The organism is Stenotrophomonas sp. TWI700 (assembly GCF_039673645.1).
Lineage (GTDB): Bacteria > Pseudomonadota > Gammaproteobacteria > Xanthomonadales > Xanthomonadaceae > Stenotrophomonas > Stenotrophomonas maltophilia_AA.
The window spans coordinates 1-13,494 of the sequence record NZ_JBDJMB010000008.1; the positions used below are offsets into that span (position 1 = coordinate 1).

Consider the following 13,494-nt stretch of genomic DNA (forward strand, 5'->3'; position numbering starts at 1 on the left):
TTTTTTATGCTTTGGGCCGCCCCCACTCCACCCTCTGGTTTCCTCCCCGCCGCGATCCGAAGGCTCCCCGGAATCCCCCGCCCAAGCGGGGGATTCCGTGTAGGTCCGACCGTTGGTCGGACGCTCCTTCCTGACCGGCCCGTCCCGCTGCCCGGTTGCGCCACGCCATGCGTGGGTGCTTCGACCCGTCACCGCGTCCACAGGTAGAGCCACGCCATGCGTGGCTGCTCCTCATCCGGCCCCCACGAATGCGTGACCCAGGAGATGGCAGAGGCTAAACGCCGGAGAGACGGCCGCAAGCGACATGCGCCCGCGCCGTCAGGCATTGCCGCGCGTGCGCGCGGTCACCGACCAACGGTCGGTGGCTACAGGTGTTGCTGACGGCTTCGGTCGGGCCTGGACCACCCTTCTTCTATCTGCTCTTTCTCTGCGGGCACTTGCGTGCCCGCATCGTTAGTAGTAATACTACTAACCATGGACCTGACCGATACCCAGCAGGCGATCCTGCAGTTGATCGCCGAGCGTATAGAGACCGATGGCGCGCCGCCGTCGCAGACCGAAATCGCCCGTGCGTTCGGCTTCAAGGGCGTCCGGGCCGCGCAGTACCACCTCGAGGCGCTGGAGCAGGCCGGGGCGATCCGTCGCATCCCGGGCCAGGCCCGCGGCATCCGGCTGGTCCAGGCGCCGTCGCTACAGAGCGGCCTGCCCGAGTCGCTGCCCGCCTCGGCGCTGCCGGACCATGTCCTGCGCCTGCCGGTGCTGGGTCGGGTCGCGGCCGGTCTGCCGATCGGGGCGGACATCGGCTCCGACGATTTCGTGGTCCTGGACCGGGTGTTCTTCTCGCCGGCACCGGATTACCTGCTGAAGGTGCAGGGCGACTCGATGATCGATGAAGGCATCTTCGACGGCGACCTGATCGGCGTGCACCGCACCCGCGACGCCCGGTCCGGCCAGATCGTGGTGGCCCGCATCGACGACGAGATCACGGTCAAGCTGCTGAAGATGGGCAAGGACCGGATCCGCCTGCTGCCGCGCAACCCCGATTACAAGCCGATCGAAGTGCTGCCCGACCAGGACTTCGCCATCGAAGGCCTCTATTGCGGGTTGCTGCGGCCCAACCGCTGACCCGGTTCTCCCCCCCATTACGCGCGGTCTTTTGTGGCACATCTCTGGTTCTGCTGAGGTTGGTACGGATGTCCGATACTTTTTTTCCGAACGCCGGGCAGAATCTCAGCCCGTGCGATACGCCAGCCTTAAAGTGAACCCATGGCCAAGAAGACTTCCAAAGACAGCACCTCCACCGATACGACCTCTGCAAGGACCACTCCGATGGACGAAAACAAAAAGCGCGCCCTCACCGCCGCGCTGAGCCAGATCGAAAAGCAGTTCGGCAAGGGCGCCGTGATGCGCATGGGCGACCGCGTCGTCGAGGCGGTCGAGGTCATCCCCACCGGTTCGCTGATGCTGGACATCGCCCTCGGTATCGGTGGCCTGCCCAAGGGCCGTGTCGTGGAGATCTACGGTCCGGAATCCTCGGGCAAGACCACCCTGACCCTGCAGGCGATCGCCGAATGCCAGAAGAAGGGCGGTACCGCCGCCTTCATCGATGCCGAGCACGCGCTGGATCCGATCTACGCCGCCAAGCTGGGCGTCAACGTGGACGACCTGCTGCTCTCGCAGCCGGATACCGGTGAGCAGGCGCTGGAAATCGCCGACATGCTGGTGCGGTCCAGCTCGGTGGACATCGTGGTGGTCGACTCGGTCGCCGCGCTGACCCCGAAGGCTGAAATCGAAGGCGAAATGGGCGACCAGCTGCCGGGCCTGCAGGCCCGTCTGATGAGCCAGGCGCTGCGCAAGCTGACCGGCAACATCAAGCGCTCCAACACCCTGGTGGTCTTCATCAACCAGCTGCGTCACAAGATCGGCGTGATGATGCCGGGCCAGAGCCCGGAAGTGACCACCGGCGGCAATGCGCTGAAGTTCTATGCCTCGGTGCGCCTGGACATCCGCCGTATCGGCGCGATCAAGAAGGGCGACGAGATCATCGGCAACCAGACCAAGATCAAGGTGGTCAAGAACAAGCTGGCGCCCCCGTTCAAGCAGGTCATCACCGAGATCCTGTACGGCGAAGGCATCAGCCGCGAAGGCGAACTGATCGACATGGGCGTGGAAGCCAAGCTGGTCGAGAAGGCCGGCGCCTGGTACAGCTACGGCGAAGAGCGCATCGGCCAAGGCAAGGACAACGCCCGTGGCTACCTGCGCGACAACCCGCAGATTGCCCAGCGCCTGGAAGCCGAGCTGCGCGAGAAGTTCCAGCCGGAAGAAGCGGTGCGCGAAGGCGGCGACGAGGCCGAAGACGACGCCGAATGAGTTTCCTGGGGGGCAGGGCAGCGCCGTCAGTGACGCTCACCCTGTCCCGCAGTTTCACGTATCCCCGACGGGATGGCGCCAAGGACGGCGCACTGTAATGGACCGCTGCCATGCAAGACTCCGAAGCCCCCGCACCCCGGCGCAAGCGCCGTGTCCAGGAACAGACGCCGGTCCAGCGGGCGTTGGGGCTGCTGGTGCGCCGCGAGCATTCGCGTAAAGAACTGACCCGTAAGCTCCAAGCGCGTGGCATCGAGAACGAGGCGGCCGAGGCGGCCGTCGCCAAGCTGGCCGAGGCCGGCTGGCAGGATGACACCCGGTTTGCCGAGAACCTGGTCCGGATCCGGGCCAACACGGGCTATGGCCCGATCCACATCCGCGCCGAACTGGGCACGCATGGGCTGGACAGCGACCAGATCGCCGCCGCGATGGACACCTTCGAAGGCGATTGGACCGAGAACGCCCGCGACCTGGTCTGCCGCCGTTTCGGCGACGCCGGCCCGCAGGAACTGCCTGCGCGGCGCAAAGCCGCCGATCTTCTGGCCCGCCGCGGGTTCCCCGGCGACAGCATCCGCCAGGCCACCCGTTACGACCCTGAGGACTGAGCGGCCCGGGCCTGATACCCTTTGTGGTTTCGGCGGTCCTGCAGTTGACACCCGGCCATTGGGGCTGCGTGCCAGGGACTGACCGGCCCGCACAAAGCCAGCCCCCCATGAACGCATCCGTCAAATTCACTACCTCCCAGATCCGCAGCGATTTCCTTGAGTTCTTCAAGGGCAAAGGCCATACGATCGTGCCGTCGGCGCCGCTGGTGCCGGGCAATGATCCGACCCTGCTGTTCACCAACTCCGGCATGGTGCAGTTCAAGGACGTCTTCCTTGGCGCCGAGAAGCGCAGCTACGTGCGCGCGGCCGACGTCCAGCGCTGCCTGCGCGCCGGTGGCAAGCACAACGATCTGGACCAGGTCGGTTACACCGCGCGCCATCACACCTTCTTTGAAATGCTGGGCAACTGGTCGTTCGGCGATTACTTCAAGAAGGACGCCATCGCCTGGGCCTGGGAGCTGCTGACCCAGGTCTGGAAGCTGCCGGCCGAGCGCCTGCTGGTCACCGTCTACCAGACCGATGACGAGGCCTATGCGCTGTGGCGCGACATGGTGGGCATTCCGGAAGACCGGATCGTGCGCATCGGCGACAACAAGGGCGCGCCATTTGCCTCGGACAACTTCTGGCAGATGGCCGAGACCGGCCCGTGCGGCCCGTGCACCGAAATCTTCTATGACCATGGCGACCATATCGCCGGTGGCCCCCCGGGCTCGCCGGATGAAGACGGCGACCGCTTCATCGAAATCTGGAATCTGGTCTTCATGCAGTTCGACCGCCAGCCCGACGGCACCCTGGTGCCGCTGCCGGCGCCGTGCGTGGATACCGGCATGGGCCTGGAGCGTCTGGCCGCGATCCTGCAGCACGTCCACACCAACTATGAGATCGACCTGTTCCAGGCGCTGATCCGCAAGGCCAGCGAGCTGACCGGCATGGCCGATCTGGAGAACAAGTCGCTGCGCGTGATCGCCGATCACATCCGCGCCTGCTCGTTCCTGATCGTCGATGGCGTGCTGCCGTCCAACGAAGGCCGTGGTTACGTGCTGCGCCGGATCATCCGCCGGGCCCTGCGCCATGGCTGGATGCTGGGCGTGCGCCAGCCGTTCTTCAGCAAGCTGGTGCCGACCCTGGTCGAGCAGATGGGCGTGGCCTATCCGGAACTGCCGGCGCAGGTCGACACCGTCGTGCGCGCGCTGCAGGCCGAAGAAGAGCGTTTCGCTGAAACGCTGGATTCGGGCATGAAGATCTTCGACGACGTCGCGGCCAAGGTCAGCAACGGCGTGATCCCGGGCGTGGATGCGTTCCGCCTGTACGACACCTACGGCTTCCCGCTCGATCTCACCCAGGACATCGCGCGCGAGCGTGACCTGACCGTGGATATCGAGGGCTTCAACGCCGCGATGGACACCCAGCGCGAGACCGCGCGCGCGGCCGGCAAGTTCGGCGGCGGCGTGACCTTGTCGGCCGATCTGGTCGCCACGCTCAAGCCGACCGTGTTCCTCGGGTATGACCGCCTGCAGGCCGACGACCTCACCGTGGTGGCAATCCTCAAGGAGGGCCGCCCGGTGGAGACCGCGCAGTCCGGCGACGACGTCATCGTGCTGACCAACCAGACCCCGTTCTACGCCGAATCCGGTGGCCAGGTCGGCGACAACGGCAGCCTGTCCGGCGCCGGCGTGCAGGTTGACGTCAGCGACACCCAGAAGTTCGCGGGCCAGTTCCATGGGCACGTGGGCAGGATCACTTCCGGCAGCCTGAAGGTTGGCGACGTGCTGTCCGGCCAGGTCGATGGCCAGCGCCGCGGCGCGACCATCCTCAACCACTCGGCCACCCACCTGCTGCATGCCGCCCTGCGCGAAGTGCTGGGCACCCACGTGCAGCAGAAGGGCTCGCTGGTCGCACCCGATCGCCTGCGCTTCGACTTCTCGCACTTCGCGCCGATCAGCGCCGAGGACCTGGCGATCATCGAACGCAAGGTCAACGAGCAGGTACGCGCCAACAACGCGGCCGAAGTCCACAACATGGGCATGCAGGAAGCGCTCGACTTCGGTGCGATGGCGCTGTTCGGCGAGAAGTACGGCGAGCACGTGCGTGTGCTGAAGATGGGCGATTACTCCACCGAACTGTGTGGCGGTACGCATGTGTCGCGCACCGGTGACATCGGCCTGTTCAAGATCACCGCTGAAGGCGGTGTGTCCTCGGGCGTGCGCCGGATCGAAGCGGTGACCGGGCAGGGCGCGCTGGATTACGTGGCCCATGAAGAAGCGCAGCTGAGCGAAGCGGCCGCACTGCTCGGCGGCAACGCCGGCGACGTGGTCGACAAGATCCGCCAGCTGGGCGAGCGCCAGAAGAGGCTCGAGCGCGAGCTCGAGGCGCTCAAGGCCAAGCAGGCCGCCGGTGCGACCGCCGATCTCGGCGCCGCTGCGGTCGAGGTCAACGGCATCAAGATCCTGGCCGCGCGCCTGGAAGGCTTCGATGCCAAGGCACTGCGCGATGCGATCGACCGCCTCAAGCAGCAGCTCGGCAACGCGGTGATCGTGCTGGCCGGCACCCAGGACGGCAAGGCGGCCCTGGTCGCGGGCGTGAACGGCAGCGCAATGGGCAAGGTCAAGGCCGGGGAACTGTTGGCCCATATCGCCAGTCAGATCGGGGGCAAGGGCGGCGGCCGCCCGGACCTCGCCCAGGGTGGTGGTGAGGACGGGCCCGCCCTTGCTTCTGCACTGGCTGCGGTCGTCGACTGGGTCACCCCCCGTATCTGAACAGCCTGAAGCCTCCTGCTCCTTGATGGGTCGGGAGGCCTGACGGTACTATGGCGAATCTTTTCCCGTTGTCGTGGGGCGCTCTTGCCGGGGCGCCAAGCCGGTGGGGAAATGCCACCACCGGTTCCCCTGGAGACTTGAACAAATGTTGATCCTGACTCGCCGTGTAGGCGAAACCCTGATGATCGGTGACTCGGTCAGCGTGACCGTGCTCGGCGTCAAGGGCAACCAGGTGCGTATCGGTATCACCGCTCCGAAGGACGTGGCCGTGCACCGCGAAGAGATTTACCAGCGCATCCAGCGCGGTGATGAGCCGAATGCATCCGGAAGTGAAAATTCTTCGGATTAAGGCTTTACCTGAGGGCGCGGAAAACGTTATTATTCGCGCCCCCGCTGAGATGATTCATCACGGCGGCGGACCAAGAACACTGGAGCGGTGCCCGAGTGGCTGAAGGGGCTCCCCTGCTAAGGGAGTATAGGGCTTAAAACTCTATCGAGGGTTCGAATCCCTCCCGCTCCGCCAGTTGTAGAGAAGGCCTTCGTACGCAAGTACGGAGGCCTTTTTCTTTGTGCGATCCGGTTCAAACGACCGACTTGCAGACCGCTTCGATCCGATGCCCGTCCGGGTCGATCAGGAACGCGGCGTAGTAGTGATCGCCATAGTCCTCGCGCAGTCCCGGCGCACCGTTGCAGGTGCCGCCGACCGCCAGCGCGTCGCGATGGAACGCGTCCACGGCCTGGCGGGACGGGGCGCCGAGCGCCAGGTGGAATCCAGGTCCGGGCGCTGCCGCATCGGCCCGCAGTTTCAGGCACACCAGGTCCTCATCCTCCGCGTAGCCATAGCCGATGGCCTCGTCGTCTTCGAAGACGCGGCGCATGCCCAGTGCACCGAGCGCGGCATCGTGGAAGGCGGCGGCACGCGCGAGATCGCGCACGCCTAGGGAAATGTGATGCAGCATGGCGATGTGCGTCCGTGTCGAATGTCGCGCGCAGCGTCGCATGAAATCGGCGGAACGCGCGCCGGCCCGCACATTCGGATGGCGAATGCCGTCGATCCCCAATCTTCATTGGTACCGGCGCGGTGGCTCGGCTACGGTCGTTCTCCAGCGGCGTCCCACCGGGCGCCCCCGTGGAAGGAACAGGAACATGTCGATGGGACGGAGGTCGCTGCGGGGTTGGGTGGTCATGAGCCTGCTGATGGGCATGGTCATGCCGGCCGGTGCCGCCTCGTTGGAAGAGCGGCTGCATCGGGCGGCGGAGAAGGGTGATGCGACTGCGGTGCGTACGCTGCTGGGGCAGGGCGCCCGGGTGGATGCGCGCGGCGTGGCGAAGGCGACACCGTTGCTGGTCGCTACCCACCACAACCAGGTGGAGGCCGCGCTGGCGCTGATCCAGGCCGGTGCCGACGTCAATGCCAAGGACGCGATCCAGGACAGCCCGTATCTCTACGCCGGTGCGCGCGGACACCTCGAGATCCTGCGCGCGACGCTGGCAGCCGGTGCGGACCTGAAGAGCACCAACCGCTACGGTGGCACCGCACTCATTCCAGCGGCCGAACGCGGGCACGTGGAGACCGTGGCGACGCTGATCGCGGCCGGTGTCGATGTGGATCACGTCAACAACCTGCAGTGGACCGCGCTGCTGGAGACGATCATCCTCGCCGATGGCGGCCCACGGCATGTCGAGATCGTCCGTCAGCTCATCGCAGCAGGCGCGGATGTGAACCTGCCCGACGGTGAAGGCGTGAGCCCGCTGCAGCATGCACGCCAGCGCGGCTACCGCGAGATCGACGCGATGCTGGTCGCCGCCGGCGCTCGCCAAGGCTGAGCCCCGCCTGGCGCGGGGCGACCCCCGAACGCCTTCTGCCTCAACGGTCGCGCCATCTTCCACTGGCGCCCCGGATGCGGCATCATGCCGCCCATTCGTTCCCTCCAGCCGCCGCCAGAGGAGTCCCTTCCTGCCTGGAGGCATTGCCGTGTCCGTCGTTCCGTTCCGTGTTGCCCCGATCCACCCGGGTCGCCGTCGTGCTGTTCCCGCGCTCTCCCCGCTGATGCAGGCGATGGCCTGCGTACTGGGCCTGGCCCTGTCCGCCTCGGCCGTGCAGGCCGACGAGGCGCCCAGTGGCGAGGCGCCCCCCAAGGAAGGCGCGCAGACCCTGCAGACGGTGCAGGTCACCGCCAACCAGCTCGGCACCGTGACCGAAGGCAGCGATTCGTATACGCCCGGCACGATCGCCACCGCGACCCGCCTGGTACTCAGCCCGCGCCAGACCCCGCAGTCGATCAGCGTGATCACCCGGCAGGAAATGAACGACTTCGGCCTCAACGGCATCGACGACGTCATGAAGGTCACGCCCGGCGTGAGCATCGTCACCTATGACAGCGAGCGCACCGAGTACTACGCGCGCGGCTTCGCGGTGCAGAACTTCCAGTACGACGGCATCCCGATGGCGCGTGATTCGGCGTACTCGGCCGGCAACACGCTCAGCGACATGGCCATCTACGACCGCATCGAAGTGCTCAAGGGCGCTACCGGCCTGCTCACCGGCATGGGCGACCCGGGCGCGACCATCAACCTGGTGCGCAAGAAGCCGACCCGCGACCTGGCCGGCAGCGCCACGCTGGGCGTGGGCTCGTGGGACAGCTATCGCGCCGAGGTCGATGTCGGCGGGCCGCTCACCGACAGTGGCCGCGTGCGCGGCCGCGTGGTCGGCGCCTATCAGGACAGGCATTCCAATGCCGACCACTACCAGCGCAGCAATGAGGTGTTCTACGGCATCCTCGAGGCCGACATCGGCGAGAGCACGTTGCTGACCGTCGGTGCCGATTACCAGGACAGCGATCCCGAGGGCTCCAGCTGGGGCGGCATTCCGCTGCTGGACAGCCAAGGCAACTTCAACACGATGCCGCGCTCGTTCAACAACGGCGCGCGCTGGAGCCGCTGGGGCCAGTACGCCCGCACCGGCTTCGCCACGCTGGAGCACACCTTCGGCAATGACTGGGTCGCCAAGCTGCAGCTCAACCACCAGGTCAACGGGTATGACGCCTCGCTGGGCGCCGCGGCCGGTGGCAATCCGGATCCGGTCACCGGTGAGGGCGTGAGCATGTGGCTGGGCCAGTACATCGGCAAGACCACCAGCAACGCGGCCGATCTGTACGTGAGTGGGAAGTTCGAGTGGTTCGGCCGCCAGCACGAACTGGTGGTCGGCGGCAGCGTGTCGCGCAAGCGCTGGGTCAACAACGGCTACTCGCCGCAGCCGGGCTATGTCAGCAGCGTTGCCGACTACTACGCCTGGACCGGCGATGTGCCCGAGCCGGACTGGCAGTGGGGCTACGGTGACAACCAGGTCACCCGCGAAAGCGGTGCCTACGTGGTGGGCCGTTTCGACCTGGCCGACCCGCTGAAGCTGATCGTCGGCAGCCGCATCGCCAACTATAAGTCTCCGGATACCGACGAGAGTGGCGTGGTCGTTCCGTACGCCGGCCTGGTGTACGACCTCAACCGCAACTTCTCGGTGTTCGCCAGCTACAGCACCATCTTCAAGCCGCAGGGCAACCAGGACGAACAGGGCCGGGTGCTGGATCCGATGGAAGGGCGCAGCTACGAGGCCGGCCTGAAGGCGGAGTTCTACGACGGCCGACTCAACGCCAGCGCGGCGGTGTTCCAGCTGGAGCAGGACAACTACGCACAACCGACCGGCGGCAGGACGCCGAGCGGCGGGATCGCCTATGAAGGCCTGATGGGGGTGCGCACCAAGGGCTACGAGCTGGAGGTGTCGGGTCAGCTGGCGCCGGGCTGGCAGGTCCAGGGCGGCTATGCGCACAAGATCGCGCGCCAGCAGTCCACCAAGGTCTCCACGCTGGAGCCGGAAGATCAGTTCAGCGTGCACACCAGCTACCGCCTCACCGGTGCAGCCGATGGCTGGAGCGTGGGCGGCGGCGCGCGCTGGCAGGGCAGCACCTTCGGCACCATCACCAACCCCGCCACCGGCGGGAGCCAGCTCCATCGCACCGAGCCGTACTGGCTGCTCGATGCCATGGCGCGCTATCAGTTCAACGACCAGCTGTCGGCGACGCTCAACGTCAACAATCTGCTGGACAAGCACTACTACACGATCTTCAGCTGGTACAGCACCTACACCTGGGGCGAGCCGCGCAACGTGCGGCTGACGCTGAACTACAAATTCTGATCCACGCAACGAACGACACCCCGGGCAACCGGGGTGTCTGCGTTTGAGGCCGGGTGGTTACAGCGCCAGCTCGAACACGATGACTTCCGCGTCGTTGGCGTTTTCCAGCGTCAGCTGTGCCTCGTCGCTGACCTGCAGTGCATCGCCGGTCTCCAGCGTGATGCCGTTGACCTGCAGCTGCCCGCGGGCGACCTGCACGTAGGCACCGCGGCGCGCGGCCAGTGGCAGGTGGACGCGGTCGTCGCCGTCCAGGATCGTGGCGTAGATGTTGGCGTCCTGGTGGATCAGCAGCGAACCCTCACGGCCATCGCGCGAGGCGATCAGGCGCAGCTGGCCGCGCTTGGTGTCCGGGGCGAAGTGGGTCTCCTGGTAGCTCGGGGTGATGTTCTCCTGGTCGGGGAACAGCCAGATCTGCAGGAAGTGCACCGCTTCGTCGGCCGAGTGGTTGAACTCGCTGTGGCTGACGCCGCTGCCGGCGCTCATGCGCTGCACGTCGCCGTAGCGCAGCACCGAGCCGGTGCCCATCGAGTCCTTGTGCTCCAGCGCGCCGCCGAGCACGTAGGAGATGATCTCCATGTTGCTGTGGCTGTGCGTGCCGAAGCCCTGGCCACCCTGGACGCGGTCTTCGTTGATCACCCGCAGCGGGCCGAAGCTGACGTAGCGCGGGTCGTAATAGTTGGCGAAGGAGAAGGTGTGCATGGAGTTCAGCCAGCCATGGTCGGCCTTGCCACGGGTGTTGCTCTTGCGGATCTGCAGCATGGGAATCTCCTTGGTGTTCGATGGTTTCGATGGCGGTCCGGGGCGGTCGCTGCCGTCCCCTTTCCTGTTGCGGCCAGTATCCGCTTGCTCCGCCGGCTTGAAAAACGGATAGTTTTGCAAGCCATCATCGAAAAATTCGAATGCTCAAGCTCAGCCTCGACGCCCTGCAGATCCTGGATGCCATCGACCGCCGGGGCTCGTTCGCCGCGGCCGGCAAGGCCCTGCACAAGGTGCCTTCGACCATTTCCTACACCGTGTCCAAGCTGGAAGAGGACCTGGGCGTGCAGCTGTTCGACCGGGTCGGGCCGCGCGCGCACCTGACCCCGGCCGGGGAGGCGCTGCTGGAAGAGGGGCGCCACCTGCTGCGGGCGGCGCGCGAGCTGGAGATGCGGGTGCGGCGGGTGGCCTCCGGGTGGGAGGCCGAACTGACCGTGGCGGTCGACTCGATGTTCGTGCCGGCACTGCTGGCCGAGGACGTGCGCGCTTTCAATGCGGTGGCCGAACAGACCCGGATGCGGCTGATCAGTGAATCGCTGTCGGGCACCTGGGAGGCGCTGCTGGACCGGCGCGCGGACCTGCTGGTCGGCGCGGCAGGCGAGGGGCCCAGTGGCGGGGGCTACGTGGTCGAGCCGATGGGCGTGGTGCGTTTCGTGTTCGCGGTGGCGCCCTCGCACCCGTTGGCCACCGCGCCCGAGCCGCTGGGCCGCGAGCAGCTGGCCGGCCACTGTGCGATCGCCGTGGCCGATTCGGCGCGGCGGCTGCTGCCGCGCACGGTCGGGCTGCTGATGGGGCAGGAGACCGTCACCGTGCCGGACATGGTCAGCAAGTTCCGCCTGCAGTGTGCGGGCCTGGGGTTCGGCTTCCTGCCCGAGCCGTATGTGCAGCAGGCAGTGCGCGAAGGGCGGCTGGTGATCCGGCAGGTCGAGGAGCCCAAGCCGGAAGAGACCTTCTGGCTGGCCTGGCGCACCGGCGAGGAGGGGGCAGCGCTGAAGTGGTGGCGCGAGCGGATGCAGCGCCCGGAGGTGCTGGCGGGCTGGTGGCCGACCATGGAGGCCTGGCTGGGCTAGTCAAGCTGAATCGTGGCCTCGCTGTCATCGGATGGTCATCTGGATGCGATAGAGCGCCGTCGGCGTGATCGGTAACCTGCCCGACTCGTCTGGTTTTCGCACATCTCCCCATGAAACGCTTGCTGCTGTTGCTGCTGGCCGGGGCTGGCCTGTGGCTGGCTGCCTGCTCCTCCCTGACCTCCACCGCTGCCTCGACCTCGTTGAGCGATCGGCTGATCGCGCCGGGTGGCGTGTCCACGCTGCTGGACACCGCGCGCATCGCCGAAGCGGTGGACAGCGTGCCCAACCGGCACGGCCTCGTGACCGGCCGCGCGGGCGTGCCGATCTTCTGGCGGGCCTTCGACCCGGGGCAGTACGGGGTGCGCTACGAATACCTGGCCCAGCAGCACGAGAACGGCGAGCCGCTGCGCACCGGCATGGCGCTGGACCTGCCGCATCCGTTCCAGCCGCAGGCGCCACGCGGCACGGTGGTGCTGCTTCACGGCTGGATGATGAACGGTGATGCGATGCTGCCGTGGTCACTGCAGTTGGCGCAGTCCGGCTACCGCGTGGTCACCATCGACCTGCGCAACCACGGTCATTCCGGCGCCGGCCCGTCCGGCTACGGCACCTTCGAATCGGATGACGTGGTCGATGTCATCGCGGCGTTGAAGGCGCGTGGCGAGGTGGTCGGGCCGCTGTACCTGTTCGGCGTTTCCTACGGTGCGGCCACGGCGCTGTTCACCGCCGACAAGCTCGGCGACCAGGTCACCGGCGTGGTGGCGATGGAGTCCTTCGCCAATGCTGGCGATGCGATCCGCAGCATGATCCCGCACCTGATGTCGCTGCAGCCGACCGCATGGAAGGCGCAGGCCATGGCGGCCTACGGGCGCTGGCGCTATGGCGGGCAGGATATCGACCAGGTGATCGCCGCCGCCAGCCAGCGCCTGGATCTGGACCTGGATCGCGTCGACGTCACCCGCGCGCTGGCCGACAGCCGCGCCTGCGTGCTGCTGCTGCACGGGCAGGACGATGCGCACGTGCCGGTCGGGCAGGGCCGCCGCCTGGCCGCCGCAAGCCCGCGCGTGCATTACATCGAGATGCGTGGCGAAGACCACATCACCCTCCCGCTGCGGGTGGACCTGCTGGGCGGCGTGGTGGACGACTGGCTGGCGCATGACGACCACGCCGGTGGCGCGTGCCCGGCGCCGGAGCTGCCCGGTGAAGCCGATCTCATGGCGATGCAGGCGGCCCAGGCACCCGCACCGCAGGGATGACCCCCGGTAGTGCCGGCCGCTGGCCGGCGCCAACGCAAAAAAAAACAGCAACCGATGGCTGCTGTCTTCGTCGATGCAATGGTGCGCCCGGAGAGATTCGAACTCCCGACCGCCTGGTTCGTAGCCAGGTACTCTATCCAACTGAGCTACGGGCGCATTTGCATTGTCTGGTTGTGTGTCCTGCCGCGCGTGTCGCCACGTTCGACGGGAAGGCAGGCGAGCCTGCCGTTCGATGTAATGGTGCGCCCGGAGAGATTCGAACTCCCGACCGCCTGGTTCGTAGCCAGGTACTCTATCCAACTGAGCTACGGGCGCATTTACATCGAATTTTCATTGCTGATACCGACGGCGAAATCGATACCCTGTTGATGGTGCGCCCGGAGAGATTCGAACTCCCGACCGCCTGGTTCGTAGCCAGGTACTCTATCCAACTGAGCTACGGGCGCGTCAACAGGAGCGGAATTATGCGGATCGGCGTCGCATTCGTCAACGGTT

At 66.6% G+C, this 13,494-nt stretch carries 11 protein-coding genes and 4 tRNA genes; 10 read left to right on the forward strand and 5 right to left on the reverse strand.

Annotation, left to right across the window (positions count from 1 at the left end):
* Nucleotides 1–474 precede the first annotated feature (474 nt).
* From lexA to ABE473_RS08100, 6 genes are all read left to right on the forward strand, one after another.
* Complete coding sequence (gene lexA / locus ABE473_RS08075; protein WP_176989646.1) at nucleotides 475–1,125, forward strand: transcriptional repressor LexA; 651 nt, start codon at nucleotides 475–477, stop codon at nucleotides 1,123–1,125.
* Between the two features lie 204 nt (nucleotides 1,126–1,329).
* Nucleotides 1,330–2,370 carry a recombinase RecA gene (gene recA, locus ABE473_RS08080; RefSeq protein WP_123728917.1) on the forward strand — a complete coding sequence of 347 codons (1,041 nt, stop codon included), beginning with the start codon at nucleotides 1,330–1,332 and terminating at the stop codon, nucleotides 2,368–2,370.
* A 110-nt stretch (nucleotides 2,371–2,480) separates the two neighbouring features.
* Nucleotides 2,481–2,972 (forward strand): recombination regulator RecX, encoded by a 492-nt coding sequence (recX, locus tag ABE473_RS08085; RefSeq protein WP_176989647.1) that lies wholly within the window; start codon nucleotides 2,481–2,483, stop codon nucleotides 2,970–2,972.
* A gap of 107 nt (nucleotides 2,973–3,079) precedes the next feature.
* Nucleotides 3,080–5,728 carry an alanine--tRNA ligase gene (alaS, locus tag ABE473_RS08090; RefSeq protein WP_346489109.1) on the forward strand — a complete coding sequence of 883 codons (2,649 nt, stop codon included), beginning with the start codon at nucleotides 3,080–3,082 and terminating at the stop codon, nucleotides 5,726–5,728.
* A gap of 145 nt (nucleotides 5,729–5,873) precedes the next feature.
* Nucleotides 5,874–6,077: a carbon storage regulator CsrA gene (gene csrA, locus ABE473_RS08095; protein ID WP_019183311.1), complete on the forward strand. Its 204-nt coding sequence runs from the start codon at nucleotides 5,874–5,876 to the stop codon at nucleotides 6,075–6,077.
* Nucleotides 6,078–6,158: 81 nt separating this feature from the next.
* A tRNA-Ser gene (locus ABE473_RS08100) sits at nucleotides 6,159–6,251 on the forward strand.
* Nucleotides 6,252–6,309: 58 nt separating this feature from the next.
* Here ABE473_RS08100 and ABE473_RS08105 read toward each other — a convergent pair.
* Entirely contained in the window at nucleotides 6,310–6,687 is a 378-nt protein-coding gene (locus ABE473_RS08105) for a VOC family protein (RefSeq protein ID WP_346489110.1), read from the reverse strand.
* Nucleotides 6,688–6,913: 226 nt separating this feature from the next.
* Between ABE473_RS08105 and ABE473_RS08110 the strand changes: the two genes are divergently transcribed.
* Together ABE473_RS08110 and ABE473_RS08115 are read left to right on the forward strand one after the other, a co-directional pair.
* Nucleotides 6,914–7,555, forward strand: coding sequence for an ankyrin repeat domain-containing protein (locus ABE473_RS08110; RefSeq protein ID WP_346489111.1), 642 nt, complete (start codon nucleotides 6,914–6,916; stop codon nucleotides 7,553–7,555).
* Nucleotides 7,556–7,778: 223 nt separating this feature from the next.
* Entirely contained in the window at nucleotides 7,779–9,917 is a 2,139-nt protein-coding gene (locus tag ABE473_RS08115) for a TonB-dependent siderophore receptor (protein WP_346489201.1), read from the forward strand.
* A gap of 57 nt (nucleotides 9,918–9,974) precedes the next feature.
* Here the strand turns inward: ABE473_RS08115 and ABE473_RS08120 are convergent, their stop codons facing one another.
* Nucleotides 9,975–10,676 carry a pirin family protein gene (locus tag ABE473_RS08120; RefSeq protein WP_346489112.1) on the reverse strand — a complete coding sequence of 234 codons (702 nt, stop codon included), beginning with the start codon at nucleotides 10,674–10,676 and terminating at the stop codon, nucleotides 9,975–9,977.
* Nucleotides 10,677–10,816: 140 nt separating this feature from the next.
* Here ABE473_RS08120 and ABE473_RS08125 point away from each other — a divergent pair, with 140 nt between their 5' ends.
* Both ABE473_RS08125 and ABE473_RS08130 read left to right on the forward strand, forming a co-directional pair.
* Nucleotides 10,817–11,743, forward strand: coding sequence for a LysR family transcriptional regulator (locus ABE473_RS08125; protein WP_346489113.1), 927 nt, complete (start codon nucleotides 10,817–10,819; stop codon nucleotides 11,741–11,743).
* A gap of 110 nt (nucleotides 11,744–11,853) precedes the next feature.
* Nucleotides 11,854–12,999 (forward strand): alpha/beta fold hydrolase, encoded by a 1,146-nt coding sequence (locus tag ABE473_RS08130; RefSeq protein ID WP_346489114.1) that lies wholly within the window; start codon nucleotides 11,854–11,856, stop codon nucleotides 12,997–12,999.
* Between the two features lie 79 nt (nucleotides 13,000–13,078).
* On the opposite strand, the gene ABE473_RS08135 is transcribed toward ABE473_RS08130, so the two are convergent.
* The 3 genes from ABE473_RS08135 to ABE473_RS08145 all read right to left on the reverse strand — a co-directional run bounded on the left by ABE473_RS08135 (nucleotide 13,079) and on the right by ABE473_RS08145 (nucleotide 13,445).
* Nucleotides 13,079–13,155 (reverse strand) — tRNA-Arg (locus ABE473_RS08135).
* A gap of 82 nt (nucleotides 13,156–13,237) precedes the next feature.
* A tRNA-Arg gene (locus ABE473_RS08140) sits at nucleotides 13,238–13,314 on the reverse strand.
* A gap of 54 nt (nucleotides 13,315–13,368) precedes the next feature.
* Nucleotides 13,369–13,445: transfer RNA gene (locus tag ABE473_RS08145), tRNA-Arg, on the reverse strand.
* Between the last annotated feature and the right edge of the window lie 49 nt (nucleotides 13,446–13,494).

Bases quoted from the DNA above. Each gene is read 5' to 3' on its own strand.
- lexA (WP_176989646.1), top strand. From the start codon at position 475: ATGGACCTGACCGATACCCAGCAGGCGATCCTGCAGTTGATCGCCGAG.
- recA (WP_123728917.1), top strand. From the start codon at position 1,330: ATGGACGAAAACAAAAAGCGCGCCCTCACCGCCGCGCTGAGCCAGATC.
- recX (WP_176989647.1), top strand. From the start codon at position 2,481: ATGCAAGACTCCGAAGCCCCCGCACCCCGGCGCAAGCGCCGTGTCCAG.
- alaS (WP_346489109.1), top strand. From the start codon at position 3,080: ATGAACGCATCCGTCAAATTCACTACCTCCCAGATCCGCAGCGATTTC.
- csrA (WP_019183311.1), top strand. From the start codon at position 5,874: ATGTTGATCCTGACTCGCCGTGTAGGCGAAACCCTGATGATCGGTGAC.
- ABE473_RS08105 (WP_346489110.1), bottom strand. From the start codon at position 6,687: ATGCTGCATCACATTTCCCTAGGCGTGCGCGATCTCGCGCGTGCCGCC.
- ABE473_RS08110 (WP_346489111.1), top strand. From the start codon at position 6,914: ATGAGCCTGCTGATGGGCATGGTCATGCCGGCCGGTGCCGCCTCGTTG.
- ABE473_RS08115 (WP_346489201.1), top strand. From the start codon at position 7,779: ATGCAGGCGATGGCCTGCGTACTGGGCCTGGCCCTGTCCGCCTCGGCC.
- ABE473_RS08120 (WP_346489112.1), bottom strand. From the start codon at position 10,676: ATGCTGCAGATCCGCAAGAGCAACACCCGTGGCAAGGCCGACCATGGC.
- ABE473_RS08125 (WP_346489113.1), top strand. From the start codon at position 10,817: ATGCTCAAGCTCAGCCTCGACGCCCTGCAGATCCTGGATGCCATCGAC.
- ABE473_RS08130 (WP_346489114.1), top strand. From the start codon at position 11,854: ATGAAACGCTTGCTGCTGTTGCTGCTGGCCGGGGCTGGCCTGTGGCTG.